This is a genomic window from Streptomyces sp. NPDC055287, assembly GCF_053646035.1.
The window spans coordinates 249,253-276,058 of sequence record NZ_JBSHNE010000008.1 but is presented as its reverse complement, the minus strand read 5'-3'; the positions used below and the strand labels follow the sequence as shown (position 1 = coordinate 276,058).

Sequence of the window (26,806 nt, the reverse complement as noted above, 5' to 3'; positions counted from 1 at the left end):
GCTGTCCGTGTGCCAATGAGCTTGCCGGGGCAGTTTCATCGGGGTGTCCGCCGACTGTCACAGCCGTGTCACAGGCAAGGGAGCGGGGAAGGGAGCGCTCCAACTGTCGAACTAGCCCTCCCCCATGGGTCAGAATGACCCCCGTGCCTTTCCTGTTGCTGATCGAGGACGACGACGCCATCCGCACGGCCCTCGAACTCTCCCTGTCACGCCAGGGCCACCGAGTGGCCACCGCGGCGACGGGAGAGGACGGCCTGAAACTGCTGCGCGAGCAGCGGCCGGATCTGATCGTGCTGGACGTCATGCTGCCCGGCATCGACGGATTCGAGGTGTGCCGGCGCATCAGGCGCACGGACCAGCTGCCCATCATCCTGCTGACCGCGCGCAGCGACGACATCGACGTGGTGGTCGGCCTGGAGTCGGGCGCCGACGACTACGTCGTCAAGCCGGTGCAGGGACGGGTCCTCGACGCCCGTATCCGCGCGGTGCTGCGGCGGGGGGAGCGGGAGGCCAACGACGCCGCCGTCTTCGGCAATGTGACCATCGACCGGTCCGCGATGACGGTCACCAAGAACGGTGAGGACCTGCAGCTGACGCCGACCGAGCTGCGGCTGCTCCTGGAGCTGAGCCGCCGCCCCGGCCAGGCCCTGTCGCGGCAGCAGTTGCTGCGGCTCGTGTGGGAGCACGACTACCTCGGTGACTCGCGGCTGGTCGACGCGTGCGTGCAGCGGCTGCGGGCCAAGGTCGAGGACGTACCGTCGTCCCCGACTCTCATCCGTACGGTCCGTGGCGTCGGCTACCGGCTGGACTCGCCTTCGTGAGCGCTGCCCCCGGTAAGTCCCCGCAGGCGGGACCGCGCTGGACCAGTCTGCGGCTGCGACTCGTCGTCGTCTTCGCACTGGTGGCGCTGACGGCCGCCGTCTCGGCGTCGGGCATCGCGTACTGGCTCAACCGCGAGGCCGTGCTCACCCGCACCCAGGACGCGGCGCTGAACAGCTTCCGCCAGGAGATGCAGAACCGCGCGGCGACGCTTCCGCTGCGGCCGACGCAGGCCGAACTCCAGGCCGCGGCGACGCAGATGGCGTCCGGCGGCAGCCCCGGCTACAGCGTGCTGCTGGTGGACGAGCGGGAGCCCGGGAAGCCGATAGCGGGCACGTCGGACATCGATGTCCTGACGCTGGAGGACGTACCCCGGGAACTTCAGGACGCGGTGAACCGGCGGCAGAAGGTCACGGATGCCAACGAGTTTCCGTACCACCTCTACTGGGTGCGGATCAGCCCGAAGAACAAGCCGTTCCTGGTGGCGGGCACGAAGGTGATCGGCGGCGGGCCCACCGGCTACATGCTGACGTCCCTGGAGCAGGAGCGCGACGACCTCAACTCGCTGGCCTGGTCCCTCGCGATCGCCACCGCGCTCGCGCTGCTGGGCTCCGCGCTGCTCGCGCAGGCGGCCGCGACGACCGTGCTCAAGCCCGTGCAGCGGCTCGGGGACGCGGCGCGCAGGCTGGGCGAGGGCAAGCTCGACACCCGGCTGCGGGTGTCGGGAACGGACGAACTGGCCGATCTGTCACGCACGTTCAACCGGACCGCCGAGTCGCTGGAGAAGAAGGTCGCGGACATGAGCGCGCGGGAGGAGTCGAGCCGCCGGTTCGTCGCCGACATGTCGCACGAACTGCGGACGCCGCTGACCGCGATCACGGCGGTGGCGGAGGTCCTGGAGGACGAGGCGGACAACCTCGACCCGATGATCGCGCCCGCCGTGCACCTGGTGGTGAGCGAGACGAGGCGGCTGAACGACCTGGTGGAGAACCTGATGGAGGTGACCCGCTTCGACGCGGGTACGGCCCGTCTGGTCCTCGACGACGTCGACGTGGCCGACCAGGTGACCGCCTGCATCGACGCCCGCGCGTGGCTGGACGCGGTGGATCTCGACGCCGAGCGCGGCATCGTGGCCCGTCTCGACCCGCGTCGGCTGGACGTGATCCTGGCGAACCTGATCGGGAACGCCCTCAAACACGGCGGCTCCCCGGTGCGGGTGTCCGTGCGGCCCGTCGACCACGAGCTGCTCATCGAGGTACGGGACCACGGCCCGGGCATCCCCGAGGACGTACTGCCGCACGTCTTCGACCGCTTCTACAAGGCGAGCGCGTCGCGCCCGCGCTCCGAGGGCAGCGGGCTCGGCCTGTCCATCGCCATGGAGAACGCGCACATCCACGGAGGCGACATCACCGCGTCCAACTCGCCGGAGGGCGGCGCCGTCTTCGTACTGCGGCTGCCGCTCGACGTGTCGCGGACGGCGGACGGGGACGACGACGGCGACGACGGCGCGAGGGAAGGACAGGAGTGCGAGGACCAGTGAAGTCCAGGCTGACGCGCCTCGCGGCCCTCGCCGCGCTCTGCGCCGCGCTCGCGGGCTGCGGGATCCGCACCACGTCGGTACCGGTCGACGCGGGCGCCGCGCCGTCCCGGGTGCCGTGCGAACTGTCGCCGGACGACTCCCCGGGAGAGCCGGCACCCGGGGTGCAGGTGTACCTGGTCTGCGGCGCTCAGCTGGTCTCGGTCGACCGGGCGGTGCGGATCCCCGAGGAGAAGCTGTCCGACCGGGTACGGGTCGCGCAGACGCTCCTCGACGAGCTGAAGAAGGATCCCTCGGACGAGGAGAGGCAGGCTGGTTTCACCACGGATGTACGGGAGACACTGGCCGTTTCCGGGGCGCGCACGGGTGACCCCCGGGACGCGCTGCGACTGAGCAGCCAGCCTGAGGACCTGCCCACCCACGCGCTGGCGCAGATCGTCTGCACGTACGCGGACAGCACGGCGGCCGGCGCCGACCGGTCCGTGGTGCTCGGCGGCCCTTCCGACGACCCGGTGCGCGGATACCAGTGCACGGCGGCGCTCAAGGCCCGCCCCGAATCGGTGCTGCCGACGCTGGGTGAGATCCGTCCTACGCGCTGACCCGCCGGACGGGCGAATCTGCGCGGCCCGTCACACTGTCGCTCGGGGCGGAACCGATCCCGCCGGTGCCCGCGTCTTGGGGGGCGTGCGTCATGGCTCGGACGGCAGCGCCGTCATCAACCGCTTCCGCGCGGCGGGAGGATTACTCCTCGTCGCGCACCTGCTGCTCGTCGCGTTGCTGACGCTGCGCCCCCTGGACGTCCCCTGGGTGACCGCACCGAACTTCCAGCCGCTGGCCGGCATCGAGGCGGACCTCGCGCTCGGTCCCGCCCGGGCGGCGCGGCGGATCTGCGAGGGGCTTCTGCTGCTGGCGCCGCTGGGGATACTGCTGCCGATGGCGGGGGGCCGGCTGTACGTCTCGCCGGTGGTCTCGCTGGCGCGTACGGCCCTGGCGGGGACGCTGTTCTCGCTGGGGATCGAGCTGCTCCAGACCGGGGTGCCCGGCCGGGTCGTCGATGTCGACTCGCTGCTGCTGAACACGGCCGGGGTGGCTCTGGCGCACCTTGCGGTCGTACCGATGGGGCGGGCGCGGCTGCGCCGCGGTCAGCAGCGGGTACCGGAGCGGGGCGGTGTCCTGCGCCGGGACGAGGTGTCTCAGGGGCCTACCCCTACGATTCCCAGGGTCGGGATCGCCCCGTAGAGCGACGCTTTGGACGGGTCTCCGCGAGCAGTATGGAGATATCGGGAGGCACACCGGAAGTGACCCCCGGACCAGCTCACGAGGAGCCCGCCATGACCGCCCTTGTCCGCCCCCGTAACGGCCGAGTGATCGGCGGAGTGTGCGCTGCGCTGGCACGGCGCTTCGGTACCTCGGCGACCACGATGCGAGTGATCTTCGTGGTCTCGTGTCTGCTGCCCGGGCCGCAGTTCCTGCTGTACCTGGCGCTGTGGGTGTTCCTGCCCGAAGAGAAGACCGCCTGGTAGTTCGCCGTACGCACGGGAAGGGGCGCGTACCGGATCCGTTCCGGTACGCGCCCCTTCCGCGTGCGGGCGCCGGGCTGCGCGGGTGCGTCAGCGACCGAGGCCGGGCAGCGTACCGGCCGGCAGGCCGCCGAGCATGCCCTTGACCGGGTCGGCGCTGCCACCGGACGGCTGCGCCTTGGACAGCGCCTCGCCGGCGGTCGTGGGCACCGTCGTGGCGCTTCCGGTGAGGGTGCTCACGCCGCTCGTCAGAGCCTCGGGGGCACCGGCGGGGAGCTTGCCGGCCAGATCCTGCACGGGCAGCGTCGTGGTGGCAGAGCTCAGCGCGCCCGTCAGGCCGGGCACGGCCGGAGCGGCCGGCGCCGCGGAGGCGCTGCCGGCGGCGGCAGCGGCGAAGGCGGCACCGAGGGCGGCGGCACCGAGGGTCTTGGCAGCAGACTGCTTCATGAAAAGAACGTCCTCGCAGAACGGGGGATGGGGAGCGGCTCTGCAAGCTAGCCACGCCCCGAGTCCGCCGCAAACACACGGCTGCGGCCGGGAATTGACATCCCGGCCGCATCCGATGCGGGGTGCTCAGCCTCCGTGGGAGGAGGAACCGCTGGTCGTGGCGGTCTGCCGGAACAGCCATTCGGATTTCAGCTCGGCGTAACCGGGCTTGATCACGTCATTGATCATAGCGAGGCGTTCGTCGAAAGGAATGAATGCTGATTTCATCGCATTGACTGTGAACCACTGCATGTCGTCGAGCGTGTAGCCGAAAGCCTCGACCAGGTGCTCGAACTCGCGGCTCATGCTGGTGCCGCTCATGAGCCGGTTGTCGGTGTTGACCGTGGCCCTGAAGTGCAGCTTGCGCAGCAGCCCGATGGGGTGTGCGGCGTACGAGTCGGCCGCGCCCGTCTGGAGGTTGGACGTCGGGCACATCTCCAGGGGGATGCGCTTGTCGCGCACGTATGCGGCGAGGCGGCCCAGCTTCACGCTGCCGTCGGCCGCGACCTCGATGTCGTCGATGATGCGTACGCCGTGACCGAGCCGGTCGGCGCCGCACCACTGGAGGGCCTGCCAGATCGACGGCAGGCCGAAGGCCTCGCCGGCGTGGATCGTGAAGTGGTTGTTCTCGCGCTTGAGGTACTCGAAGGCGTCGAGGTGGCGGGTGGGCGGGAAGCCCGCCTCGGCGCCGGCGATGTCGAAGCCGACGACGCCGTTGCCGCGGTAGCGGTTGGCGAGCTCGGCGATCTCCAGGGCGCGGGCGGCGTGCCGCATCGCGGTCAGCAGCGCGCCGACGCGGATGCGGTGACCGTTGGCCTTCGCACGGCGCTCGCCCTCGCGGAAGCCGTCGGTGACGGCCTCGACGACCTCTTCGAGGGTCAGCCCCTTCTCCAGGTGCTGCTCGGGGGCGTACCGGACCTCGGCGTAGACGACGCCGTCCTCGGCGAGGTCCTCGGCGCATTCGGCGGCCACGCGAAAGAGCGCGTCACGCGTCTGCATGACGGCGCAGGTGTGCGCGAAGGTCTCCAGGTAGCGCTCCAGCGAGCCGGAGTCGGCGGCCTCGCGGAACCAGATGCCGAGCTTGTCGGCGTCGGTCTCCGGGAGGGACTCGTAACCCGCCTCGCGGGCGAGATCGATGATCGTGCCGGGCCGCAGACCACCGTCGAGGTGGTCGTGGAGCAGCACCTTCGGGGCGCGGCGGATCTGGTCCGCGGTGGGCGTGTTGGGGGTCTCGCTCGTCATCTGCGCACTCTAGCGCCTACGCGCGTAGATCACCTCTGTCGATACGTAACAGTGACCGTGCGGACGGGTGGAGTACATCTGCGCTTCTGAGACTGTTCTGTCATGGCACAGCAAGCAATCCCCGTTTCCGGGGCCCGGTTGGGCCGGGCGGTCGGAGCGGCCGCGGGCGACCGGACGGCGTGCGTCAGCGGCGTCGTACTACTGCTTCCCGCCGGTGAGCCGCTGTCGGCGCGCGGACCGTCCCCACTGGCGTACGCCGGTGTGCGGCCGCTGGCACGGACTCTGGCGGCGGCGGGGCGGGGCGACGGGCTCGTCGCGCACGTCGTGCGGTACCGCGGCCGCGGCTGGAACGGTGCGGACGCGCGGCTCGCGGCCGACGCGGCGTGGGCGGCGGACGAAGTCGTACGCCGCTACGGCGACGTGCCGGTGTGTCTGGCCGGGATCGACATGGGCGGGCGGGCGGCGCTGCACGCGGCGGACCACCCGGCCGTCAACTCGGTGCTCGCGGTCGCGCCGTGGCTGCCGGACGACGACGTCGCGGCGGCGGAGGAGCCGGTGAAGCAGCTGGCCGGGCGGCATGTGCTGATCGTGCACGGCACGAACGACGAACGTACCGATCCGGAGTTGTCGTACCGGCTGGCGGCGCGGGCCAAGAAGGCCAATCGCGACACGTGCCGCTTCGAGGTCCACTCGGACGGGCACTCGCTGCGCCAGCACCGGCCGGAAGTGCTGGCCCTGGCGGCGGATTTCGTCATGGGCGCGCTCCTCGGACGCGGGTACGCGCGCCCGGTGGCCGACGCGCTGGCCGCGCCGCCGCCCCTGGGCCTGCGCATGCCCCTGGCCTCCGGCTTCGGCCGCTCACTGCGCCGGTAGCGCAGCCGCGACTGTCCTGCTGCGCGGGGCCCTCCGTTGCCTTCCCGCGCCCGCCGCCTTCCCCTTCCCGGACCGGGGGGACGGGCTGGATTGGCCCCCTGAGCCGGGGCTCTTCCCCTCAGCGGGGCGCGGGGTCCGGGGCAGTTCCCCGGTTCGGGAAGGCCTCGGCACGACTCAGGCCTCCGGCGACGCCACCTCCGCGACCCAGCCGTACGGAAGCTCCCCGCCGTCCAGGGTGATCGCTTCCACCGCGTGCGTACGCGGATCGATGTCGGCCGCCACCCCGTCGCCCTCGTAGCGCGGGTACCCGGACGCCCCCGTCCCCCCGGTCGCTTCGACGACCGCTGTCCGCAGCGTGGACCCGTGGTCGGGATGACCTGCGGCATCGGCCGCCCGGGGCTTGATCTCCACCGTGTAGCGGGCGGGCTGCGGACGCGACTGCGGCGTGGTGGGCGTAGGCATGGCTTCGACGCTAGCGCCGCCACGGCCGTCCGCGCCGTACGACGCGCGCCCCGCGTACCCCTCTGTCAGGGTCGAGGGCATGATCCGTCTGGTCCGCGCCCGCGCCGCGCACTGGTCGACCACCGTGCCCGTGCTGGCCGTCGTGCTGCTGGTCTTCGCCTGGGGACGGGACCTGTCGGGACCGGTGGTCACGCTGCTGGCCTGCTTCCTGGCCGGCGCCGTGCTCGCCGCCGTGCACCACGCCGAGGTCGTCGCCCACCGCGTGGGCGAGCCGTTCGGCTCGCTCGTCCTCGCCGTGGCCGTCACGATCATCGAGGTCGCTCTGATCGTCACGCTCATGGCCGACTCGGGCGACAAGAACAGCTCCCTGGCCAGGGACACCGTCTTCGCCGCCGTGATGATCACCTGCAACGGCATCGTCGGGCTCTCCCTCCTCGTCGGCTCGCTGAAGCGGAAGGTCGCGGTGTTCAACGCCGAGGGCACCGGCGCGGCGTTCGCGACCGTGGCGACCCTGGCGGGCCTGAGCCTGGCCCTGCCGACGTTCACCACCAGCGCCGCCGGCCCCGAGTTCAGCCCCGCCCAGCTCGTCTTCGCGGCGTTCGCGGCCGTGGTGCTCTACGGGCTGTTCGTGATGACCCAGACCTGGCGGCACCGGGACTACTTCCTGCCCATGACCACACAGGGCAAGGTGATCGACATCGAGGAGCACGCCGACCCCCCGTCGAAGCGGGTCGCGCTCATCAGTCTCGGGCTGCTCTCCGTGTCACTGATCGCGGTCGTGGGGCTGGCGAAGGGTGTGTCCCCGACGATCGAGTCGGGTGTCGAGGCAGCCGGGCTGCCCGCCTCGGTGGTGGGGGTCGTCATCGCGCTGCTCGTGCTGCTGCCGGAGTCGATCGCCGCCGTACGGGCTGCCCGCCGCGACCGGGTGCAAACCAGCCTGAACCTGGCGCTCGGGTCGGCCATGGCCAGCATCGGGCTGACGATTCCGGCGGTCGCGCTCGCCTCGATCTGGATGAAAGGTCCGCTGCTGCTGGGGCTCGGCGCCTCGCACATGGTGCTGCTCGCGCTCACAGTGGCCGTCGGCACGCTGACCATCGTGCCGGGGCGCGCGACGCCCCTCCAGGGCGGCGTTCACCTGACGCTGCTGGCGGCCTACATGGTGCTCGCCGTCAGTCCGTGAGCCCAGCCCATGAGTCCGTGAGCCCATCAGTCCAGACCCCATGAGCCCGTAAGCCCCGTGATCCGGCCCTTCACTCGGGAAGCAAGTGGCCCCTGCGCGACAGCAGGAAGCGCTTGAAGGCCGCCACCGGAGGCGTGTCCGGGTGGCCGTCCAGCCACGCGACTCCGATCTCGCGTACGGCGCGAGGAGCCGTCACCGTCAGCTCCCTGACGCCGGGGCGGGCCACCGCCGGCGGCGGCAGCAGGGCGACGCCGAGACCGGCGGCCACCAGACCGCGCAAGGTCTCCGCTTCCTCGCCCTCGAACGCGACGCGCGGCTTGAAGCCCGCCTCGGCGCACAGGTCGTCGGTGATACGGCGCAGCCCGTAGCCGGGTTCGAGGGTCACGAAGGCTTCGTCGGCCGCCTCCGCCAGACGCACCCGCTTTCGCGTGGCCAGGCGGTGGTCGTCGGGTACGACCAGCCGCAGCCGCTGTTCGTCGAGGCGGCGGGCGACGAGGTCGGGGGCGTCCGGGACCGGGGAGGTCAGGCAGAGGTCGAGGTCACCGGCGCGCAGCCGCTCGATCATGGCTTCGCCGTAGTTCTGGACGAGCTGGAACCGTACGCGCGGGTGGTCGGCGCGGAAGGCGCGGATCAGCCCGGGGACGGTTTCCGAGCCCATGGTGTGCAGGAAGCCGAAGGCCACCTTGCCGGTCGCGGGGTCGGCGTCGGCCCGTACCGAGTCCGCCGCCCGTTCGACCTCGGCCAGCGCGCGGTCGACGGTGGTGAGGAAGGTGCGGCCGGCGGGGGTCAGCGAGACCGTGCGGCCCTTGCGGGCGAAGAGGGCGACGCCCAGGTCCTCCTCCAGTCTGACCATGGCCCGGGAGAGCGTCGACTGGGGGACCGCCAACTCGTGGGCCGCGCGCGTGACGTGCTCGTGGCGGGCGACGGCCGCGAAGTACGCGAGGCGCGGGGCGAGTACCTGCTGGATGTCTTCTTCGTAACTGCTCGGTGACAGGCGGGGCCGTGAGCTCGGGTTATGCACCATGGGATTGATTATCGCGGCTTTGTGCATTGGACGCATGAACCTGCTCTGGCTACGTTCGATGCATGCCTCCTGCCAGTACCAAGGCGTCCACCACCCACGTGGACGCCGACGCCGTTGTTGCCGACGCCGACTCCCGTCTCGCCCCCTCCTCCCCCGGCTACCGCCGCATGAGTTTCGCGCTCTTCGCCGCCGGGGTGGCGACCTTCGCCCTCCTCTACTCCACCCAGGCGCTGCTGCCGCTCATCTCCGCCGACTTCGGCGCGAGCGCGAGCGCCGCCAGCTGGACGGTCTCGGCCGCCACGGGTGCGCTGGCCCTGTTCGTACTGCCGATGAGCGCCCTCTCGGAGCGCTTCGGGCGCAGCCGCATGATGACGGTCTCGCTCACGGTGGCCGTCGCGGTCGGCCTGCTGGTGCCGTTCGCGCCCTCGCTGGAGTGGCTGGTGGCGCTGCGCGCGGTACAGGGCGCCGCACTGGCCGGTGTGCCGGCCTCCGCGATGGCCTTTCTCGCGGAGGAGGTGCGGCCGAAGGCGCTGGTCGCGGCGATCGGACTGTTCGTGGCGGGCAACTCCATCGGCGGGATGAGCGGCCGCATCGTCACCGGCTGGGCGGCCCAGCTGTGGGACTGGCGCGCGGCGCTCGCCGCCGTCGGCCTGATGTCCGTGGTGTGCGTGGTGGTCTTCCGCCTGATGCTGCCGAAGGCCCGCCACTTCGCTCCCGGTTCGCTGAACCCGAGGGCGCTGGCGAAGACGGTCCGCGGCCACTTGGCCGATCCGCTGCTGCTGCGGCTGTACGCCATCGGCGCGCTGTTCATGACGGTCTTCGGGGCGGTGTACACAGTGATCGGCTACCGGCTGGTCGAGGCTCCCTTCAGCCTCCCGCAGGGCGTCGTCGGTTCCGTCTTCCTGGTCTACCTCGTCGGTACGGTCTCCTCCGCGGCGGCCGGAAGGCTGGTCGCCCGCCTGGGCCGCCGGGGCGCGCTGTATCTCGCGGTGTCGACGACCGCGGCCGGCCTGCTGCTCTCGGTGGCCGACGCTCTGGCCGCCGTGCTGACGGGCCTGGTGCTGATCACCGCCGGTTTCTTCGCGGGGCACGCGGTGGCGTCGTCCTCGGTCAGCCGTACGGCGAAGACGGGGCGGGCGCAGGCTTCCGCGCTCTACCAGTCGGCGTACTACCTGGGCAGCAGCGTCGGCGGCACGCTCGGCGCGGTGGCCTTCCACGCCGGCGGCTGGGCGGGGACCGTGCTCCTCGGTCTGGTCGCGGTGCTCGGGGTCGTGTCGATCACGCTGTACGGGACCCGGGTGGCCAGGGTCGAACAGCGGCAGCTCGTGGCCCGGCGGGAGAGCCGGACGCGGCTGACCAGTGGGGCCGTACGGGCCTGAGGTCCATACGAGTCTGAGGCCCATACCGCCTCGAAGCTCACACGCGGTCCCGCCCCTTTTCGCCGCCCGCTTTTCCCGGCCCGGCCCTGATTGTCAGTGGGGTCCGGTAACTTCCGAAGAGCTGGTGCAGAAGGCGGCGAGTGGGGTGGACCGATGAGTGATGTCATGGCGACGCAGGACCTGGATTCCCGGCTGGAGAAGCACCGGACCGAGCTGACCGGGTACTGCTACCGAATGCTGGGATCCGCCTTCGAGGCGGACGACGCCGTGCAGGACACGATGGTCCGGGCGTGGCGGAACTTCGACAAGTTCGAGGGACGGTCGTCGCTGCGCTCGTGGCTGTACCGCATCGCGACGAACGTCTGCCTCGACATGCTCAACGCGGGCAACCGCAGGGCCCGCCCCATGGACCTGACGGCCGCGACCCCGGTGGCGCAGGCCGCGCTCAACTCCCGCCCCGAGATCACCTGGCTGGAGCCGGTGCCGGACGGGCGGGTGCTGCCCTCGGTGGCGGACCCGGCGGAGACGGCCGTCGCGCGCGAGAGCGTGCGGCTCGCGTTCGTCGCCGCGCTCCAGCACCTGCCGCCGAAGCAGCGGGCGGTGCTGATCCTGCGCGAGGTGCTGGCCTGGAAGGCGAGCGAGGTCGCGGAGCTGCTGGAGACCACGGTCGCCTCGGTGAACAGCGCGCTCCAGCGGGCCCGCGCGACGATCGCCGAGCACGGCTCGAAGGAGACGGACACCGCCGATCCGCTCGACGAGGAACAGCAGAAGCTGCTGGAGCGGTACGTCGCGGCCTTCGAGGGGTACGACATGACCGCCCTGACCACGCTGCTCCACGAGGACGCCACCCTGTCCATGCCGCCGTACGACCTGTGGCTCCAGGGCCACGACAACATCGTCGGCTGGATGCTGGGCGTCGGCGAGATCTGCCGGGGCTCGAAGCTGGTCCCGGCCGTCGCCAACGGCACGCCGGCCTTCGCCCACTACCACCCGAGCGAGTCGGGCGACGGGTACGAGCCGTGGGCGCTCATGGTCATCGAGATCGTGGACGGCAAGGTCAGCGGGATCACGTCCTTCCTGGACACGAAGCGCTGGTTCCCGCTGTTCGACCTGCCCGGGCGTCTTGAGAAGGACTAGGAACGCGGGGCGGCCGGGGATTCCGGCAGGTGCACGCGGGATCCCTTTCCGATTCCTGTGACCACATGCCTTTCCGTTTACCATCCGGGCGGGAGCCGAATTCGCGTCGGAACACCGGCGATACGGCGGATTTTCCTTTCGATCCGTTACTGCCCTCACATTGCCGCGTTGGAGGAAGGTAAAGGCCGCAAGCCCTGCGGTCGACCTCTTCATCTCGCAAGGAGAACTGATGTCGCATATCGCGAAGGCAGCTGCCGTCATCGCGGGCACCGGTGCGATCCTGGCCGGCGGGGCCGGCATGGCCACCGCCGACGCCGGAGCGCATGGTGAGACCATCAAGAGCCCGGGTGTCATCTCGGGCAACGCGGTCCAGGTGCCCGTCCACATCCCGCTCAACGTCTGCGGGAACACCGTGAACGTGATCGGCCTGCTCAACCCGGCCTTCGGCAACGCCTGCGCGAACATCTCGGAGCACGGCGCCTACGGCCACTGAGCCCCCGGTTTCACAACGACTGCGGCCTCCCCTTCAGGTACGGGGGGAGGCCGCAGTCGTCGTGTGGAGCGACGCCGAGCACGCGGCCGACTCCAGGGCGACGCGGCAGACGCTAGGCGTAGCGGTATAGCCGGCTGTGGTCGAGTAGTTGCGCGGGCGTCACATTCCATGGCGGCATCGGCTCGTCGAGGCTGAATACCCGCCCGCGTTGCGGATCGGACGCGGACAATTTCTTGCGCGGCAGATATCCCGAGCGCGGGTGCGCCTTCTGCCAGCGGTCCCAGAGCAGGTCCATGAAGGCGTGGTGGAGCCAGAAGACCGGGTCGTTGGGCGAGGTGGCGCCCAGCATCGCACCGCCGACCCAGCGGTGGACCCGGTTGTGATTGAACGTCCTGACCGTGCCGCCGTGCCCCCATCCCTCGATCCTGTTCCGGAAGCCCCTGGTCACGGTGGAGTTCCACGGCGCGGCGTCGTACAGCGGATCGCTCAATGCCCTGGCCACGTCCTGCCGGGTGGGCAGCGAGACGGGGTCGGAGGGCCGGCCGAGGTTGCGGGTGAGGAAGGAGCCGCCGCCGACCCGGGCGCGGATGTTCCAGTTCCCTCTGGCGTGGGCGAACGCCCCCGTCATCACTTTCCCGTCGCCGGCCCGCCCGGTGCCGCCGAGGAAGTCCTCCGCCCACAGCGACGAGGCCGGGGTGTTGTCCTTCGTCCAGTCCCAGTACGGAACCGACACCCCGGGATCGACGGCCCGCAGGGCTCGCTCGAACTCCAGGAGGAAGCGGCGGTGCCACGGGAGGAACGAAGGAGTCATGTGACTGGCGCGCGGCCCCTCCTCGTCGTCGGTGACGTAATACCGGCCGTGCAGCGTGACGAACTCGTCGTAACGCCCCGACCGCTTGAGCTCGAGGAGCGCGCTGACCAAGCGCTTCTTCTCCGTACGGGTGAGATCCCGCTGGTTCTTCCGGGTGTACACCGCGATCGGCCCTCCCGTCCTCAGAGACTGTGCAGTGGGTGCGCCGACAGCTGGGCGTCGCCCAGCTCGTCGACGGCGGCACGTGCCGCGTCGAGCAGCGTCGGGAACGACTCGTAGTGGTTCACGAGGCTGAGGTAGCTGCCGTCGGCTCGCCGCATGACGTGCAGCGGCCGGCCGTCGATGCGTACCTCCACGCCCCGTACGGCGGCAACGGTCATCGCGTCGCCGACGGCTCCCGCCCGGCGGGCTCCGCCGCTCGCCCGCGCGGGCAGCGTGCCCCTCGCGGTGCCCTGGATGTGCCGGCCGCGGTAGGTCTCCGCGAACCGCTCTGCGAACCGCTCCGGCTCCGCCTCCGGCACCTTCGCTTTCGGTGCCCCCGCGGCCGCCTCCGGGCGGCTCGCCGCACGGGTGCCAGCTCCCGGCTTCTTGGCCAGGATCGGGGCGAGCGCCCCCGCCGTGCCCGCGATCACGCCCATCGCGAAGGCGCCGCGCAGCAGGATGCGGCGCGTCAGGGAACGCCCTCGCACGGTCGCTGCGCTCCTGCGCGTGATCAGGCCCATGCCGATACCCCTTGCCCCTCGCGTTGGTCCACTCTTCCGATGTCCACATGCCTCGGTGTTGACAACGACCCGTCGGCGAATCAGTTCTCGTACGCGGGTGACCGGCGCCCGTGCGGGACGCCGGTCACCGGATGCGGGATCTCAGTCCATCAACAGGGCGGCGGCCGGCGTGCCCTGCAGGACCGGCGTGATCAGCGCGACCTGCGGCAGGACCGGCTCGGGCCGGCCCAGGAGGTGCTCGCGGGGCGCGGACACCGGCGCGCCCACGGAGGCACCCGGCGCCGTCAGCGCCAGGTCCGAGGCTTCGGAGACGGCACCCAGCGCACCCAGCCGTCCCTCTCCCAGCGGGTCCTCCACGGGGAGTACGAGCTTGGTGTCCGGCAGCTCGGCCGTGAAGGGTACGGCGGGCAGAGCGTTCTCCGGCAGCAGCCGGCCGGTGACGTGACGCGGCCCGTCCGGCACGCCGGCCACGGGCACCGGCACTCCGGTGCGCAGCTCGGGGGCCTGGACCGGAAGGACCGTCTGCAGGCTCTCCAGCGGCAGGTCGACGGGCACCGACGTACCGGCGGCGGCGGGTGAGACCGCCGCAGCGGTCGCCAGGCAAGCCATGAAAGCCGCCGCGACAGAACCTCGGGTGGTCACCTTCATTGATACGTACGTCCCCTCTGATTCGCAGACACGCTGTTGTTCTGCAAGAACGAGCCAAACGCCCGAACCAGTGCATAGTTCCCCCGTCCGCAGCAACCGGCTTCGGCCAGAACGGCCGTCCGAGCTCTCGAAGGATGTGGGTATGAAGATCCCGACACAGGCGTCCACGCAGCAGATGCTGCGGGCGCACAACGCCGATCTCGCCGATCCGGTGTTCTGGCAACTGCCGCGCTCCGAACGGCTGAAAGCTTTCGCGCTGCTGCGGGGGCTCGACGCCCCGGTGCGGTTCGGGGAGAGCGCCGGCTCCTCCGGCGGGGCCGCGGCCGGCAAGGGCTTCTACGCGCTGGTGAAGCACGCGGACGTGATGGAGGCGAGCCGGCAGCCACGGCAGTTCGCGAGCGCTCCGGGCGTCACCACCCCGGAGCCGGCCGCCTGGGCGAAGGCCGTGTTCGGGAACTCCATGGTCAACATGGACGGTGCCGAGCACGCCACGATGCGCAAGATCGTCGCCCGCGCCTTCACACCGCGCCTGCTCGCCGCCGCCGAGGAGGACATCCGTGACGTCGCCAGGCGCGTGGTGGACGAGATGATCGCTCAGCGGCCGGGTGACTTCGTGCCGTCGGTCGCCTCCCGGATGCCGTTCGAGGTCATCTGCAACCTGATGGGAATCCCCGAGCGCTACCGGCCGGAGATCGCCGACCGCGTCAACCACGCGTCGGAGAACGTCGGTGTGAAGCGCGCCAGGCTGCGGGTGCCCGGGCGCGGCCTGCGCGCGCTGGCGCAGATGCAGCTCGTCATGGCGAAGCTCGCCCGTGAGCGCCGCCGCCGTCCCACCGACGACCTGATCTCGGCGCTGGTGCGTGCGGACATCGACGGCCAGTCGCTCTCCTCCCGTCAGCTCGGCGCCTTCTTCTCCCTGCTGCTGGTGGCCGGGGTGGAGACCACGCGAAACGCGATCGCGCACGGGCTGGCCCTGCTGACCGAACACCCCGAGCAGCGCGCCCTGCTGGAGTCCGGCTTCGACCGGTACGCCGACGGGGCGGTGGACGAGATCGTCCGTCACTCGACGCCGATCATCCAGTTCCGCCGGACGGTCACGGCCGAATGTGAGCTCGGGGGGCGGGAGTTCCGGCCCGGCGAGAAGGTGGTGCTTTTCTACGCGTCGGCGAATCGCGACGAAGCGGTGTTCGCGCGCCCCGATGTCTTCGACATCACGCGGAATCCGAATCCGCATCTGGGGTACGGCGGGGGCGGGCCGCATTACTGCCTGGGAGCGCATCTGGCGCGGCAGGAAATGAAGGCGCTGTTCCACGAGTTGCTCACCAGGCCACGGGGTCTGCGGGCGGTGGGCATTCCGGAACTCGTCGACTCGAATTTCGACAACCGCGTCCGCGCACTGCGTTTCGCATTCGAACCGTTCTGATCGCACAAAACCGCGCAGCCCAGGGCCTGGCTGGCCCTGGGCTGCAGGCTGGGAAGGCTTACTCCCGCGCGACCCTCATTCAACCGATCAACGGCGGTCCGCGTCACTCCCGTATCACTGCGCACGAATTTCACCCGAGTGGGCGAGTTCGAGGGGGCGCGTATCACCAATGGCCCATTAATGGGCATGCAGACAGCCCATTAGTACGACTTCCTGCCTACTGTCGGACCCGTCGGTAAGAACGACGGACCGGACCGTAGGAGGAGTCATGACCGAGAGGCGCCGTCTCACCGGCACCTGTTTCGGGGCGGTTGCCATAAGTCTCGCCGTGGCCGGTGGTGTTCTCGGCGGCGGGGCGGCGAAAGCAGCACCCTCCGAGCCACCTCCGCCGGCCGCGGCAGCGGGTACCGCCGCGGGCAGCGACACGGATGCGGGGGCCGGTGCCGGTCCGACTCCGGGTCCCACTCCGGCTCCGGCCCAGGCCCCCGCTCCGGCCGATGCCCCCGCTCCGCCTGCGGCCCCGGGTCCGTGGGAGAAGCCCTCGCCCGCCATCGGCGCGTACCTCGACTACGGGGCCGACGGCGTGATCCGCATGGCTGAGCTGTCGGAATGGCTGGGCGGTGCGGACCTGTCCGTCGGGCACACCTACCTGCCGGGCGATCTCTGGCAGAACATCGAGGGCCGCCCCGAGTTCCTGCGCCCCTGGGCGGCGTGGCGGCGCGGCGCGGACGACCGGATGTTCGTTCTCAACGTGCCCATGCTGGAGCGGAACGAGGAGCGCCTCTCCGACGACGAGGTCCGCGACCTGCTCCAGGAGGGCGCGGCGGGCAGCTTCGACCGCCACTACCGGAAGCTGGCCAAGCACCTGGTGGAGCTCGGCGCGCCGGACACCGTGATCGTCCTCGGCTGGGAGATGAACGGCACCACGTACTCGCACCGGTGCTCCCCCGACCCCGACTCCTGGAAGCGGTACTGGAACCGCATCGTCAGGGCGATGCGTTCCGTTCCCGGCCAGCAGTTCCGCTTCGACTTCGCGCCGAACCGGGGCATCGACGCCATTCCGTGGACCGAGTGCTATCCGGGCGACGATGTCGTGGACATCATCGGCATGGACTCGTACGACCAGCCTCCCGGCGACACCTTCGACCAGCAGGTGTCCGACCCCTACGGACTGCAGAAGCAGGTCGACTTCGCGGCCGAGCACGGCAAGGCGATCTCCTACCCGGAGTGGGGGCTCTTCCGCAACGGCGACAATCCCGAGTACATGACCGGGATGCTCGAGTGGATGGCCCGGCACAAGCCGCTCTACCAGACCATCACCGACTACTGTCCGCACGGCGTCTGGCAGTGCGAAGAGAACCCCGAGTCGTCGGAGGTCTTCCGCTCGAAGCTGTTCGGGTGGCAGACGGCGCCCGAGACGCAGACGCCCCCTTCCGCACCGCCGTCCGCGCCCCCGGTGCCGACACCGCCCGTGGCACCCACGCCCTCCGCGACGAAGCCCGCCGAGATCAAGCCGGTCGAGCCCACGCCGACCGAGCCGCACCGGAGGCCCGACTCCCCGGAGTGGTGCATGCCGATGGAGATGGGCGAGTGGATCAACCAGTGGATGCGGGACTTCACGGTCTGTGTGAGGCCCCACCTCCCGAAGCACTGGAAGTCCTGACGCCGCCTGGGGTACCGGCGGCGGCAGTCGCCCTGACCGCCCCGTCCGCCCGCCAGCTGTTCACCCGGTCACGCCAGTCACGCGCCGCGGGAAAGCGCGTGGTGACGGTCTCGGCGGCCCGGTCCCGCATGGTCACCTGCGACTCGCGCATGCGCAGCAGGGGCTCCAGGCCGGACCGGGCCAGCAGCAGCCGCTGGTTGGTGACCGTCTCCGGGCTCCAGTGGTTCTTGTACGGTTCCGATCCGCGCAGCAGGCTCAGTACGCCACGCCCCGAGCCCGCCGCCAGGTGCGCCTCGTGGCGCAGCAGCATCGTCGTCACGTCCACCTTCTTGTCCCGGAGTCCCGGGTCGGCGCCGAACAGGTAGCCGCCGGACAGGAGGCCGGACTGGAGGGTCATGCTCACGGCCACCACGTCGCCGTCCAGCCGGAACTCCGTGACCGCGGCGTCGCCGTCCCTCAGCATCCGCCGCGCGGCGCGGACCAGGTGCTCGGCGAAGCGCGGCCTGAGGTGCTCGACGTTGACACCGCGGCCCCGCCACTGGAGTTCGTGCAGGCGCAGCAGGCGGCCGACGGCGGCGGGCACCTCGTGTTCGGAGACCACGTGGCTCTCGATCCTCAGCGCGTCGATCTTGCGCAGCTTCGCCCGTACGCGCTGGGCGCGGCTGCTGTGCATCCGCTTGACCAGGTCGTCGATCGGCTCGGCGGGAAGTTCCATGCACGTCGAGTCCGTGAGCCGGCCCCGGGCGCCGGTCCATCGCTCGTACAGCAGCTCGGCCGCCGCCCCGGGCCGCACCTCGCGCAGGTCGATGACCGCCTGGCGGGCGGCACGGTCGAGTCCGCGTTCGAGAGCGGTGACGGCGCCGCTCACCTCGTCGTCGTCGACCAGAACGTCGGAGAAGTCGGAGATCGCGCCGCCGATGGGCACGAGCAGCGGCATCGGGCGGTGGACGAGCATGAGTGGCGCGGCGCCGATGAGCCGGCCGTCCCGGCGGGCGAGTACGACGCGCAGGCGGCTGTTCGTACCGTACGAGAGCCACCACGAGTGGAGCCAGGCGTGGCTCTGGAACGGGGTGGCGGCGGCGCAGCGGCGGTGGAGTGCGTCCCACTCGGGCTGGAGCTGCGCGAACCGGCCCGGATCGCGGCAGAGCGTGACGGTGAGACCCCGCGCGGCCGCCATCACACCAGCTCCCGCTCGGCGTTGGTGGTGGGGTTGGGCGTGGGATCCGTGTGGGCCGTGGAGGGTGCCGGCACCGAGGCCGACGTGGTCCTGCGGGGCCGCTTCGGCCGTACCAGGAGGACCAGTCCGCCGATGAGGCCGCCGGTGCAGCCGCCCACGGCCGCGCTGATCGGGACGGACGGAGAGGCCGGCTCCGTCGGCGCGATCGCATGGGAGAAGACGAGCAGCTTCACGCCGGTGTTCTTGGAGACGTGGTTGCTGCTGACGAACACGGCCTCGGCGACGGCGTTGGCGATGTCCGCCGCAGCGGCGGGCCTTGTGGCGGTGCCGGTGATCGCGATCATCGGTGAGTCGGGGGACGTCTCGGTGCTGACCCGGGTACGGAGCTCCTTCGGCGGCACTCCCGCCGCCACGCGCGCGTACGCGAGGGTGGAGTCGCTGGTGGTGATCCGGCCGTACGCCTGGGCGTAGCCGAGAGCCGCCGTGGGCTCGACGCCCTTGGCGGGGACGGCCACGACGTAGCTGGTCGCGGCGTACTCCGGTGCCTTGAGGGCGCCGTAGGAGACTCCGCACACCGTGCCGAGGAGGGCGCATACGGGGACGGGCCACCAGAGCGGCCCACGGGTGGTCCTGGTCCTCCGCTTCGTGTGCGCGAGGAGCCGGCTGATCCGTCCGGGGGTGGTGGGCTGCGGCTGCTGGTCGGGTGAATCGGTCATTGGAGTGCTTTTCTCCTGGTCGAGGGAGCTGAGGCGAGGGCGTGTCCGTACACGTCCATGAGGCGTGCGCTGCTGCGCGCGATGTCGTAGTGGCTGACGGCGGGTGGCGGGGGCAGTCGGCGCACTGCGCCCTCCCTCTGCTGCCGCAGAGCCGCCGTCAGCTCGCCGACACTGCCGCTGATGCGCCGGGCGCCGGGTGAGTGGCCCGGGGGCAGGTCGTCGATGGCGGGGCAGGTGCGGTGGAGTACGGGCAGACCGGCGGCCAGCGCCTCGACCACGGCCAGGCCGAAGGCTTCCTCGCGCGACGTCGACACGAAGACGTCGATGGCGGAGAGCAACGCGGGGATGCCGGTGCGGGGAGCGGTGGAGGTGGCGGGTGTGGTGCCCGCCTTCGCGTCGGGGCTCGTGCTGTCGCATTCACCCAGGAAGCGGATGCGGTCCGTGGCTCCCAGGCGTGCCGTCAGCGTGCGCAGTGCGTCCGTGTCCGGGCCGTCGCCCGCCAGCAGGAGCCACGCGCCGGGCAGTGCCGCCACCGCGCGGACCAGCACGTCGAATCGTTTGCCCGGGACGATCCTGCCGACGCCGCCGACCACGAACGCCTCTTCGGGGACGCCCAGTCGTGCGCGCGTGGCGCTGCGCCGCGCGGGGTCGAAGCGGAAGCTCGCCGCGTCGATGCCGTTGGGGACCACGTGGATCCGCGCCGCCGGCACGCCCCAGTCGCGCAGCCGCCCGGCCACGGTCCCGGAGACCGCGACCGTCGCCGATCCGAGGCGTTCCGTCCCCAGGTACAGCGCGCGGGCGCCGTGGGTCAGCGGGCGGCCCTCGATCTCCGTCTGTCCGAGGGAGTGCTCCGTGGCGACCGTGGCCGTGACCCCGGCCAGCCGTGCGGCGATCCGCCCGTAGACGCAGGCGCGGTACAGGTGCGTGTGGACCAGGTCGTACTTCCCGCGGCGGACCAGCCGGGTCAGCGCGGGCAGCGCCTTGAGGTCCCGGTTGCCCCCTATCCCCAGGTGCGTGACCCGTACGCCGTCCGCACGCAGTCCCTCGGCCACCGGCCCCGGGTTCGTCAGCGTGACGACGTCGCACGGGACCGGCAGGTGGCGCAGCAGCAGCCGCAGTTGCTGCTCGGCGCCCCCGATGCCGAGTCCGGTGATGATGTGCAGCGCCTTCACCGGGCGGCACCGGGCAGCGGGAAGCGGTGCCGCAGGCGCTTCGCCCACAGGCGGAGGTCCCGGTCGGCGTGGCTGATGTGCGTGCGGGACAGGGCGTACGGGCCGAGGAGGGGGCCGGGGGTGATCGCGAAGCCGTGCGTGTAGCCGGCGGCCCGTACCGCCTCGGCCGTTCTGGGATCGACCGCGCCGTACGGGTAGCAGAAGCTGTCGGGGGCGGTGCCGGTGATCTCGCGGATCGACTCGCGGCTGTCGCGGGTCTCCTGGCGCAGTACGTCGTCGGGCAGGTCCGTCAGGCGCCGGTGGTACAGGCCGTGGGAGCCGATCTCCATGCCCGTATCAGCCGCCTCACGGATCTCCTCTTCGGTCAGCAGTCGCTTGCGCGGGCCCAGCGGGTCCCACTCGTTGGAGCCGCCGCACCGGCCGGGCAGCACGAACACCGTCGCCGTGAACCCGTGCCGGCGCAGCACCGGCAGCGCCTCGTGCAGGAAGTCGGCGTATCCGTCGTCGAAGGTCAGCCCGACCAGGTGGGCGGCGCGGCCCGCCCGGTGGGCGCGGAGAAGTGTGCCTGTGTCGACGCCGGTGAGTCCTCTGCGGCGCAGCCAGCCCAGTTGGCGGTCCAGCCGGTCGCGGGCGACGGTGATGCCGTAGGGATCGTCTGTCGGGTCGCCCACCGAGTGGTACATCAGGATCCACGGACGGCCGTGGCCTCCGTGGACGGGGCGTTGGGTGCTGCGGGTCGCTGTTTCAGCGGCCATGACGGAACCTCTGTCGGGTGAGAGCCAGCAGGTGGACGACCTCCGGAGCTCGTACGGCGAGCCCCGTGAGGACGAATACGGCGGGGACCAGCACGCAGCCGGCCGCCACGCTGAGCGCCGGGCCGGCGATCATCGGTGCCGCCACCCAGCCCGCCGCGCCCGCCGCCCCCGCCGCGGTCGTCAGGCGGGCCAGGGAGGCGGCGACGGCCCGTACCCGGATGGGGACCACGCGCGAGCCCAGGCCGCCGAGGAGGAGCAGCGCCGTCGTGCTGATGCCGATGGCGTTGGCCGCCGCGATGCCGTGTACGCCGAAGTGGTCGGCCGCGGCCGCGCCGGCCGCGGTGGTGACGACCAGGCCTGCGGCCATCGCGGCGGCCGGGTACCAGGTGGGGCGGCCGGCCGAGAAGAACGGCCTGCTCAGGGCGCCCACCAGGCAGTGGCCCAGCAGGCCCGCCGCGTATACGCGCATGACGGTCGCCGTGGTGGCTGTGTCCTCGGCGTCGAACGCGCCGCGCTCGAAGAGGACTTCGATGATCTGCGGCGCGTAGCCCAGGACCATCGCCGTGCCCAGCAGTACGACCATGCCCGCCAGAGCCAGGTCCCGTTCGACCCGGAGGCGCGCTCCCTCCTCGTCCCCTTCGGCCATGGCTCTCGCGACCACCGGGTACGTCACCGTGCAGATCATCAGGGACAGGACCATCGGCATCTGCGCGACCTTCTGCGCGTAGTTCAGGTGCGAGATGGCTCCGCCGGGGAGCGAGGACGCCAGGAAGCGTTCCACCAGTACCTGCGCCTGGCGGCTCACCGCGAAGAGGACCACGGGGGCCAGGAGCGCCGTGGCCAGGAGGGGGGCGGTAGTGGTGACGGTGGTGGGGGGCGTTGTGGCGGGGTGGATTGTGGCGGCTGCCTTCTGACGTGCCGTCAGCTTCAGGAACGTGGGGAGTTGGGTCAGGATCATCAAGAGGCTGCCTGCCGCTACGCCTGCCGCGGCGGCTCGTACGCCCCAGAAGGAGTGCAGGGTCAGCGTCGTGACGATGATGCCGAGGTTGTACGCGGCGTAGACGCCGGCCGGTTGCAGGAACCTGCCGTGCGCGCGCAGGGCGGCGCTGAAGTAACCGGTGATGCCGAAGGTCAGTACGGTGACGGCCGTCAGGCGGGTGCACTCGATGGCCAGGGCGGGGTCGCTGAACCCCGGTGCGAGGACCCGCACCAGCCAGGGCGCGCCCAGGACCAGGAGCCCGGCCACGCAGGCCAGTACGGCGGAGAGACGGGGCAGCGTGGCCAGGACCAGCGCCCTTACGGCGTCGTCCGGCAGTGCGGGGTCCCGGGTGCGCTGGGCCGCGCGGTGGGCCAGGGCGTGGCTGAACGCGGGGACCAGGAGCAGCGCCATCGCGTCCTCGATCAGCAGCGTGGACGCCATCTCGGGGACGGTCCACGCGATCAGGAAGGCATCGCTGTCCACGCTCGCGCCGAAGAGGTGGGCGACGGCCTGGTCCCGCACCAGGCCCAGCAGTGCCCCGGCCGCGGTCAGGGCGGCGGTGACCGCGGCGGCCCGCGCCAGAAAGCGGCCAAGTTTCGGCGGGGCGGGGCGGGTTGCCCGGGCGGCGAGCAGTGTCTCCGGGGGGTTGGGGTGGGGCTGCGTCGGGTGTACGGGGGCGTCGGTCATGCGGCCGTCTCCTTGGACGGCGCCAGGGCCCACCACGCGGCCAGGCCCAGGATGATTCCGGTGAGGACGGTCGAGGGGCCGCCGATGTCGGCGTACAGGAAGTCGACCGTCTGCCAGAGCGTCAGGCCCACTGCTGCCAGTCCGCAGTCCGCCGCGCCTGCGGGGCGGCCCACGGTCAGTCTGCGCAGGCCGGCTGCCAGGACCGCCGCCCAGGTGCCGACGAAGGCCGTGAGGCCGATCAGTCCTTGTTCGCTGAGGACCAGGAGGTACATGTTGTGCGGCGACAGCAATGGCTGCTTGTGGAACGTCTGGCCCGCGCCCGCGGTGTCGCTGCCCGAGGACAGACCGATCGACGCGTGGCCGTCGCGGTGGGCGGGGAAGCCCTTGAGGCCCACTCCGGTGGCGGGGCGCTCCTGCCACATGCTCGCCGCGGCCGCCCACATCGTGTACCGGTCGTTGACCGAGCGGTCGGGGGCTTCGGTCACCTCGGTGATGCTGGTGAGGCGTTGGGAGATCATTTCCGAGCCGACGCCGAAGCCGCCCACGAGGATGACCGCGACTGCCGTCAGGGCGCCCAGGGCTTTGGCTGCCTGGCGGGGGCCGGTGAGGAGGATCATCGCCACTGCCGCGATCAGTGTCGCGATCCAGGCTCCCCGGCTGAACGAGAGCGCCAGCGGGATCACCAGCGCTGTCGCCGTGGCGATCGCGCAGGGGCGCAGCCAGGACGGCGCGTTCTCGGGTGTACGCAGTGCCAGGGCCAGGGCCGCCAGCAGGCCGTAGGAGACCACCGTGGCCATTCCCATGACGTCGGTGGGGCCGAAGGTGCCCACCGCTCGGATGTCCTCGCCCATGTACGACGCGCCTGTGCCGGTGGCGTACTGGTAGGCCCCCGTAGCGCCCTGGACGAGTGCCAGGACGATCAGAGCGCCGGTGATGACGCGGAAGTGGTGGGGCGTGCGGAGGAGCAGAACCACCGCCGCGGGGACCAGGACGAAGACCTGGAGGTAGCGGACGAATCCGGTGAGGGCGGCCGTGGGGTCCGTGGCGGTTGCCGTGGCCACGGCGATGCCGACAGTGGTCAGGCCCAGGACCAGCGCGGCGGCGGGCGTGAGCGGGCGTTGGCGCAGGTGCAGTGCACGGGCGAGAGCCGCGAGCACCAGGGCGCAGGATGCCAGGTCCGCCGGTGTGATGTTGGCGGATGTGCCCGCGCCCGCGGTCTGGATCGGTACCGCCAGCAGCAGCACCGTCGCGATCAGGGGCAGCAGCGGCAGTCGGGCCACGCGCGGGTGCGGTACCGGTGTGGTCCACAGGGCGGTCATGCTCAGCTGCCTCCGAGCCGGAACAGGGAAGCGGCGGTGCGCGTGAGGATGCACACGTCCTGCCAGAGCGACCAGGTCTCGATGTAGTGGTTGTCGAAGCGGGCGCGGTCCTCGATCGAGGTGTCGCCGCGCAGTCCGTTCACCTGGGCCAGGCCGGTGATGCCGACGGGCATCCGGTGGCGTGCCTGGTAGCCGGGGTAGGCGTTGCTGAATTTCGCGACGAAGTACGGGCGTTCCGGGCGGGGACCCACCAGGCTCATGTCGCCGCGCAGAACGTTCCACAGCTGGGGAAGTTCGTCGAGGGACGTGCGACGCAGGACATTGCCCGTAACGCTCATGCGCTGGTCCATGGCCACGCTCCAGCGGGTCGCGGACTCGTGCTCGTCGGCCGGGCAGAGCGTGCGGAACTTCAGGAGCGTGAAGGGGCGGCCGTCACGGCCGATGCGCTCCTGGCGGAAGATCACGCCCGGGCCGTCGGAGAGGCGTACGGCGAGGGCGCACGCGGCCATGACCGGCGCTGCCACGAGGAGCGCGACGGCGGCGAAGAAGGCGTCCATCGCGCGCTTGACCGCGTGTGACAGCGTTCTGCGGAGGCCGGGGTCGAGGGGGCGTACGGGGAATCCCCAGAGGTGGTCGGGGTTCTGGGAGCGGTGGGGCGTGGGGGCCGCGTCCACTTGCCACAGCCGGCAGTCGTGCTGGGAGAGGAGCGCGACGAGCGCGGCCGTGTCCGGGCTCTCGTCGGGTGAGTGCGTGAAGACGGCGTGGCGTACGGAGTTCTGGATGACGGCACGGCTCACGTCCTCCAGGGTGGCCAGCACCGGCAGCTTGTCGTCCGAGGGCGAGGGCTGCGCCTGGTCGACCCTGCCGACCGCGCGCAGTCCGTACTCGGCTCTCTCGTGCAGTGCCGCTGTGACCTGGTGGGCGACCTGGCCGTGACCCACGATCAGCGCCGACTGCGGGCGCCGCGCGGCCGTCCGGCGGCGGGTCCGGTAGACGACGGCGCGGGAGGCGCAGGTGAGGAGCGTCTGCGTGGCGACGGCGAGCGCGAGGGTGCCCCAGGGGACGGCGTGCGCCGGGGCGTACGCCGTGAGCGCTTCCGCCGTGGCGTACCACTGGATCAGGGCGAGGAGGAGAAGGGCGGGGAGCTCGCCGAACGCCGAGGGGGTCAGACGGGGGCGGTAGAGGCCGCGGTAGGTGTGCAGCGCCAGCATGAGGGTCGCGAGGGGGGCGAACACCGCTGCCGGCAGCGGCATCAGCGCCAGGGTGAGAGCCACCGCCAGTGCGTCGGCCGCGAACAGTCCCGCCACCGGGCCGCGCCGGCGGATGCTCCGGGGGGCGAGGGGCGCGGAGCGGCGGCCGGTGGCGCTGCGGGGCGGGTGGACCGATGGGGCCGTGAGCGGTACGGCCGTGGCCTGGGCGAATGCACTCTCCGTCGTCATCGCTCGGTGCGCTTCCTCGTCATGGATCGGTGCAGGCTGAGAAGTTCCCGATAGAGGCCGGAGACGGCTGCGGCGGTGTTGCGTACGTCGCAGGTCGACCGGGTGTGGATCTGGGCGGCGCGTCCTAGGGACTCGCGGAGTCCCGGGTCGATCAGCAGCGCCGTGAGTGCCGCGCCGAGGGCCGCGGGGTCCTCGGGCGGCACGAGGCAGTGGGCTTCGTGGCCGGGCGGCAGGCTCTCCCGGGCGCCGCTGACGTCGGACAGCACGACGGGCCTGCCGCACGCCATGGCTTCGAGCGGGGCGAGGGCCATGCCCTCCCAGCGGGACGGCAGTACGACGAGGTCGGCCGCGCGGAGCCAGGGGCGGACGTCCCGGCTCGGGCCGGCGAACAGCACGTCCGGCGGGGCGTCCGCCGTCAGCCGGTCGCGGTCCGGACCGTCGCCCACCAGGGCCAGCCTGGCGCCGGGCACCGCCACGCGCTGCCAGGCACGCAGCAGGACGTCCTGACCCTTCTGGCGGCACAGGCGGCCCACGCAGACCACCAGGAGCGTTCCGGCGGGCATCCCGGAGAGGAGGGGCAGGGCGGCGCGGGCGGCGGAGCGGCTCACGCCCTCGCCGGGGGCGAAGTGGCTCAGGTCCACGCCGTTGCGGATCACCGACCAGCGGGCGGCGATACCGGCTTCCTCCCCTGTCCTGCGCTCGGTGTCGCTGACGCACAGGGTCCTCGCGGTCCACCGGGTTCCGTACCGCTCCCAGGTGAGGGCGAGGGCGGCCTCGCGACCCCGTACGGCCTCGAAGGACCAGGCGTGGGGCTGGTAGACCGTGGGAATCCGGCCGCGCACGGCCAGCCTGCCCGCCAGCCCGGCCTTGGCGCTGTGGGCGTGCACGACATGGGGGCGGATCTGTCGGATCAGCCGGGCGGCGGTCACCACTTCGCCGGGCAGGCCGGGTCCGGGAGCGCGTACGGCGGGCCAGGGGCGCACGAGCGCTCCGGCCTCAGCTGCTGCCGATGCCAGTGCGCCGCCCGGCGGGCAGGCCACAACGGTACGCAGACCTTCGCTCGTCTGCGCCCTGACGAGATCGGTGACAACACGCGCGACTCCCCCTTCCACCGGCTGAACCAGATGAAAAACCGTCAGTTGG

General features: G+C 71.6%; 27 protein-coding genes. 12 read left to right on the top strand and 15 right to left on the bottom strand.

What is annotated here, in order from left to right; translation table 11 throughout:
• The first annotated feature begins 143 nt into the window (after nt 1–143).
• The 5 genes from afsQ1 to ACWIHY_RS16110 all read left to right on the top strand — a co-directional run bounded on the left by afsQ1 (nt 144) and on the right by ACWIHY_RS16110 (nt 3,879).
• A complete protein-coding gene (gene afsQ1, locus ACWIHY_RS16130) occupies nt 144–821 on the top strand; it encodes a two-component system response regulator AfsQ1 (RefSeq protein WP_176733210.1) in 678 nt (225 codons plus the stop codon).
• Nucleotides 818–2,359, top strand: a complete 1,542-nt coding sequence (locus ACWIHY_RS16125; RefSeq protein WP_454376281.1) for a sensor histidine kinase — start codon at nt 818–820, stop codon at nt 2,357–2,359. The genes afsQ1 and ACWIHY_RS16125 overlap by 4 nt, the downstream gene beginning before the upstream one ends.
• Nucleotides 2,356–2,955 carry a hypothetical protein gene (locus ACWIHY_RS16120; RefSeq protein WP_454376280.1) on the top strand — a complete coding sequence of 200 codons (600 nt, stop codon included), beginning with the start codon at nt 2,356–2,358 and terminating at the stop codon, nt 2,953–2,955. The genes ACWIHY_RS16125 and ACWIHY_RS16120 overlap by 4 nt, the downstream gene beginning before the upstream one ends.
• Nucleotides 2,956–3,040: 85 nt before the next feature.
• On the top strand, nt 3,041–3,595 hold the full coding sequence (locus tag ACWIHY_RS16115; RefSeq protein ID WP_454376279.1) for a VanZ family protein: 555 nt from the start codon (nt 3,041–3,043) through the stop codon (nt 3,593–3,595).
• 92 nt (nt 3,596–3,687) lie between these two features.
• Nucleotides 3,688–3,879 (top strand): PspC domain-containing protein, encoded by a 192-nt coding sequence (locus tag ACWIHY_RS16110; protein ID WP_454376278.1) that lies wholly within the window; start codon nt 3,688–3,690, stop codon nt 3,877–3,879.
• An 87-nt stretch (nt 3,880–3,966) separates the two neighbouring features.
• On the opposite strand, the gene ACWIHY_RS16105 is transcribed toward ACWIHY_RS16110, so the two are convergent.
• Both ACWIHY_RS16105 and ACWIHY_RS16100 read right to left on the bottom strand, forming a co-directional pair.
• Nucleotides 3,967–4,323: an ATP-binding protein gene (locus tag ACWIHY_RS16105; protein ID WP_454376277.1), complete on the bottom strand. Its 357-nt coding sequence runs from the start codon at nt 4,321–4,323 to the stop codon at nt 3,967–3,969.
• Between the two features lie 126 nt (nt 4,324–4,449).
• A complete protein-coding gene (locus ACWIHY_RS16100) occupies nt 4,450–5,604 on the bottom strand; it encodes an adenosine deaminase (RefSeq protein ID WP_454376276.1) in 1,155 nt (384 codons plus the stop codon).
• A 102-nt stretch (nt 5,605–5,706) separates the two neighbouring features.
• Between ACWIHY_RS16100 and ACWIHY_RS16095 the strand changes: the two genes are divergently transcribed.
• Nucleotides 5,707–6,477: an alpha/beta hydrolase gene (locus ACWIHY_RS16095; RefSeq protein WP_454376275.1), complete on the top strand. Its 771-nt coding sequence runs from the start codon at nt 5,707–5,709 to the stop codon at nt 6,475–6,477.
• A gap of 174 nt (nt 6,478–6,651) precedes the next feature.
• Here ACWIHY_RS16095 and ACWIHY_RS16090 read toward each other — a convergent pair whose 3' ends face one another.
• Nucleotides 6,652–6,939 (bottom strand): hypothetical protein, encoded by a 288-nt coding sequence (locus ACWIHY_RS16090; RefSeq protein ID WP_454376274.1) that lies wholly within the window; start codon nt 6,937–6,939, stop codon nt 6,652–6,654.
• Between the two features lie 79 nt (nt 6,940–7,018).
• Between ACWIHY_RS16090 and ACWIHY_RS16085 the strand changes: the two genes are divergently transcribed.
• Complete coding sequence (locus ACWIHY_RS16085; protein WP_454376273.1) at nt 7,019–8,119, top strand: calcium:proton antiporter; 1,101 nt, start codon at nt 7,019–7,021, stop codon at nt 8,117–8,119.
• 70 nt (nt 8,120–8,189) lie between these two features.
• Here ACWIHY_RS16085 and ACWIHY_RS16080 read toward each other — a convergent pair whose 3' ends face one another.
• Nucleotides 8,190–9,143, bottom strand: coding sequence for a LysR family transcriptional regulator (locus ACWIHY_RS16080; RefSeq protein WP_454376272.1), 954 nt, complete (start codon nt 9,141–9,143; stop codon nt 8,190–8,192).
• A 62-nt stretch (nt 9,144–9,205) separates the two neighbouring features.
• Here ACWIHY_RS16080 and ACWIHY_RS16075 point away from each other — a divergent pair, with 62 nt between their 5' ends.
• The 3 genes from ACWIHY_RS16075 (at nt 9,206) to ACWIHY_RS16065 (ending at nt 12,152) form a co-directional block, all read left to right on the top strand.
• The gene (locus ACWIHY_RS16075; RefSeq protein ID WP_454376271.1) at nt 9,206–10,522 is read left to right on the top strand and encodes an MFS transporter; all 1,317 of its coding nucleotides are present in this window, start codon (nt 9,206–9,208) and stop codon (nt 10,520–10,522) included.
• A 153-nt stretch (nt 10,523–10,675) separates the two neighbouring features.
• Nucleotides 10,676–11,659, top strand: a complete 984-nt coding sequence (locus ACWIHY_RS16070; protein WP_454376270.1) for a sigma-70 family RNA polymerase sigma factor — start codon at nt 10,676–10,678, stop codon at nt 11,657–11,659.
• Nucleotides 11,660–11,888: 229 nt separating this feature from the next.
• Nucleotides 11,889–12,152, top strand: coding sequence for a chaplin (locus ACWIHY_RS16065; RefSeq protein ID WP_454376269.1), 264 nt, complete (start codon nt 11,889–11,891; stop codon nt 12,150–12,152).
• 112 nt (nt 12,153–12,264) lie between these two features.
• Here ACWIHY_RS16065 and ACWIHY_RS16060 read toward each other — a convergent pair whose 3' ends face one another.
• The 3 genes from ACWIHY_RS16060 to ACWIHY_RS16050 all read right to left on the bottom strand — a co-directional run bounded on the left by ACWIHY_RS16060 (nt 12,265) and on the right by ACWIHY_RS16050 (nt 14,333).
• Nucleotides 12,265–13,125, bottom strand: coding sequence for a tyrosinase family protein (locus tag ACWIHY_RS16060; protein WP_454376268.1), 861 nt, complete (start codon nt 13,123–13,125; stop codon nt 12,265–12,267).
• A gap of 20 nt (nt 13,126–13,145) precedes the next feature.
• A complete protein-coding gene (locus tag ACWIHY_RS16055; RefSeq protein ID WP_454376267.1) occupies nt 13,146–13,685 on the bottom strand; it encodes a tyrosinase family oxidase copper chaperone in 540 nt (179 codons plus the stop codon).
• 141 nt (nt 13,686–13,826) lie between these two features.
• On the bottom strand, nt 13,827–14,333 hold the full coding sequence (locus ACWIHY_RS16050) for a hypothetical protein (protein WP_454376266.1): 507 nt from the start codon (nt 14,331–14,333) through the stop codon (nt 13,827–13,829).
• 142 nt (nt 14,334–14,475) lie between these two features.
• Here ACWIHY_RS16050 and ACWIHY_RS16045 point away from each other — a divergent pair, with 142 nt between their 5' ends.
• Nucleotides 14,476–15,756, top strand: coding sequence for a cytochrome P450 (locus tag ACWIHY_RS16045; protein ID WP_454376265.1), 1,281 nt, complete (start codon nt 14,476–14,478; stop codon nt 15,754–15,756).
• A gap of 268 nt (nt 15,757–16,024) precedes the next feature.
• Nucleotides 16,025–17,419: a glycoside hydrolase family 26 protein gene (locus ACWIHY_RS16040; protein ID WP_454376264.1), complete on the top strand. Its 1,395-nt coding sequence runs from the start codon at nt 16,025–16,027 to the stop codon at nt 17,417–17,419.
• On the opposite strand, the gene ACWIHY_RS16035 is transcribed toward ACWIHY_RS16040, so the two are convergent.
• Genes ACWIHY_RS16035 through ACWIHY_RS16000 form a run of 8 tightly spaced genes read right to left on the bottom strand, consistent with a single transcriptional unit; the run spans nt 17,373 to nt 26,775 of the window.
• A complete protein-coding gene (locus tag ACWIHY_RS16035; RefSeq protein ID WP_454376263.1) occupies nt 17,373–18,596 on the bottom strand; it encodes a GNAT family N-acetyltransferase in 1,224 nt (407 codons plus the stop codon). The genes ACWIHY_RS16040 and ACWIHY_RS16035 overlap by 47 nt on opposite strands.
• Nucleotides 18,596–19,312, bottom strand: coding sequence for a lipopolysaccharide biosynthesis protein (locus ACWIHY_RS16030; RefSeq protein ID WP_454376262.1), 717 nt, complete (start codon nt 19,310–19,312; stop codon nt 18,596–18,598). Before ACWIHY_RS16030 ends, ACWIHY_RS16035 begins: the two co-directional genes overlap by 1 nt.
• Entirely contained in the window at nt 19,309–20,484 is a 1,176-nt protein-coding gene (locus ACWIHY_RS16025) for a glycosyltransferase (protein WP_454376261.1), read from the bottom strand. Before ACWIHY_RS16025 ends, ACWIHY_RS16030 begins: the two co-directional genes overlap by 4 nt.
• Complete coding sequence (locus ACWIHY_RS16020) at nt 20,481–21,239, bottom strand: polysaccharide deacetylase family protein (RefSeq protein ID WP_454376260.1); 759 nt, start codon at nt 21,237–21,239, stop codon at nt 20,481–20,483. The genes ACWIHY_RS16025 and ACWIHY_RS16020 overlap by 4 nt, the downstream gene beginning before the upstream one ends.
• Nucleotides 21,229–22,905: a lipid II flippase MurJ gene (locus ACWIHY_RS16015; protein WP_454376259.1), complete on the bottom strand. Its 1,677-nt coding sequence runs from the start codon at nt 22,903–22,905 to the stop codon at nt 21,229–21,231. The genes ACWIHY_RS16020 and ACWIHY_RS16015 overlap by 11 nt, the downstream gene beginning before the upstream one ends.
• A complete protein-coding gene (locus ACWIHY_RS16010) occupies nt 22,902–24,224 on the bottom strand; it encodes an O-antigen ligase family protein (protein WP_454376258.1) in 1,323 nt (440 codons plus the stop codon). Before ACWIHY_RS16010 ends, ACWIHY_RS16015 begins: the two co-directional genes overlap by 4 nt.
• 2 nt (nt 24,225–24,226) lie before the next feature.
• Nucleotides 24,227–25,663 (bottom strand): sugar transferase, encoded by a 1,437-nt coding sequence (locus ACWIHY_RS16005; RefSeq protein WP_454376257.1) that lies wholly within the window; start codon nt 25,661–25,663, stop codon nt 24,227–24,229.
• Nucleotides 25,660–26,775, bottom strand: a complete 1,116-nt coding sequence (locus ACWIHY_RS16000; RefSeq protein WP_454376256.1) for a glycosyltransferase — start codon at nt 26,773–26,775, stop codon at nt 25,660–25,662. Before ACWIHY_RS16000 ends, ACWIHY_RS16005 begins: the two co-directional genes overlap by 4 nt.
• Nucleotides 26,776–26,806 lie beyond the last annotated feature (31 nt).

What these genes read in the sequence shown, in the direction of transcription:
- ACWIHY_RS16110 (WP_454376278.1), top strand. Translation starts at nt 3,688, where the DNA reads ATGACCGCCCTTGTCCGCCCCCGTAACGGCCGAGTGATCGGCGGAGTG.
- ACWIHY_RS16105 (WP_454376277.1), bottom strand. Translation starts at nt 4,323, where the DNA reads ATGAAGCAGTCTGCTGCCAAGACCCTCGGTGCCGCCGCCCTCGGTGCC.
- ACWIHY_RS16100 (WP_454376276.1), bottom strand. Translation starts at nt 5,604, where the DNA reads ATGACGAGCGAGACCCCCAACACGCCCACCGCGGACCAGATCCGCCGC.
- ACWIHY_RS16095 (WP_454376275.1), top strand. Translation starts at nt 5,707, where the DNA reads ATGGCACAGCAAGCAATCCCCGTTTCCGGGGCCCGGTTGGGCCGGGCG.
- ACWIHY_RS16090 (WP_454376274.1), bottom strand. Translation starts at nt 6,939, where the DNA reads ATGCCTACGCCCACCACGCCGCAGTCGCGTCCGCAGCCCGCCCGCTAC.
- ACWIHY_RS16085 (WP_454376273.1), top strand. Translation starts at nt 7,019, where the DNA reads ATGATCCGTCTGGTCCGCGCCCGCGCCGCGCACTGGTCGACCACCGTG.
- ACWIHY_RS16080 (WP_454376272.1), bottom strand. Translation starts at nt 9,143, where the DNA reads ATGGTGCATAACCCGAGCTCACGGCCCCGCCTGTCACCGAGCAGTTAC.
- ACWIHY_RS16075 (WP_454376271.1), top strand. Translation starts at nt 9,206, where the DNA reads ATGCCTCCTGCCAGTACCAAGGCGTCCACCACCCACGTGGACGCCGAC.
- ACWIHY_RS16070 (WP_454376270.1), top strand. Translation starts at nt 10,676, where the DNA reads ATGAGTGATGTCATGGCGACGCAGGACCTGGATTCCCGGCTGGAGAAG.
- ACWIHY_RS16065 (WP_454376269.1), top strand. Translation starts at nt 11,889, where the DNA reads ATGTCGCATATCGCGAAGGCAGCTGCCGTCATCGCGGGCACCGGTGCG.
- ACWIHY_RS16055 (WP_454376267.1), bottom strand. Translation starts at nt 13,685, where the DNA reads ATGGGCCTGATCACGCGCAGGAGCGCAGCGACCGTGCGAGGGCGTTCC.
- ACWIHY_RS16050 (WP_454376266.1), bottom strand. Translation starts at nt 14,333, where the DNA reads ATGAAGGTGACCACCCGAGGTTCTGTCGCGGCGGCTTTCATGGCTTGC.
- ACWIHY_RS16045 (WP_454376265.1), top strand. Translation starts at nt 14,476, where the DNA reads ATGAAGATCCCGACACAGGCGTCCACGCAGCAGATGCTGCGGGCGCAC.
- ACWIHY_RS16040 (WP_454376264.1), top strand. Translation starts at nt 16,025, where the DNA reads ATGACCGAGAGGCGCCGTCTCACCGGCACCTGTTTCGGGGCGGTTGCC.
- ACWIHY_RS16035 (WP_454376263.1), bottom strand. Translation starts at nt 18,596, where the DNA reads ATGGCGGCCGCGCGGGGTCTCACCGTCACGCTCTGCCGCGATCCGGGC.
- ACWIHY_RS16030 (WP_454376262.1), bottom strand. Translation starts at nt 19,312, where the DNA reads ATGACCGATTCACCCGACCAGCAGCCGCAGCCCACCACCCCCGGACGG.
- ACWIHY_RS16020 (WP_454376260.1), bottom strand. Translation starts at nt 21,239, where the DNA reads ATGGCCGCTGAAACAGCGACCCGCAGCACCCAACGCCCCGTCCACGGA.
- ACWIHY_RS16015 (WP_454376259.1), bottom strand. Translation starts at nt 22,905, where the DNA reads ATGACCGACGCCCCCGTACACCCGACGCAGCCCCACCCCAACCCCCCG.
- ACWIHY_RS16010 (WP_454376258.1), bottom strand. Translation starts at nt 24,224, where the DNA reads ATGACCGCCCTGTGGACCACACCGGTACCGCACCCGCGCGTGGCCCGA.
- ACWIHY_RS16005 (WP_454376257.1), bottom strand. Translation starts at nt 25,663, where the DNA reads ATGACGACGGAGAGTGCATTCGCCCAGGCCACGGCCGTACCGCTCACG.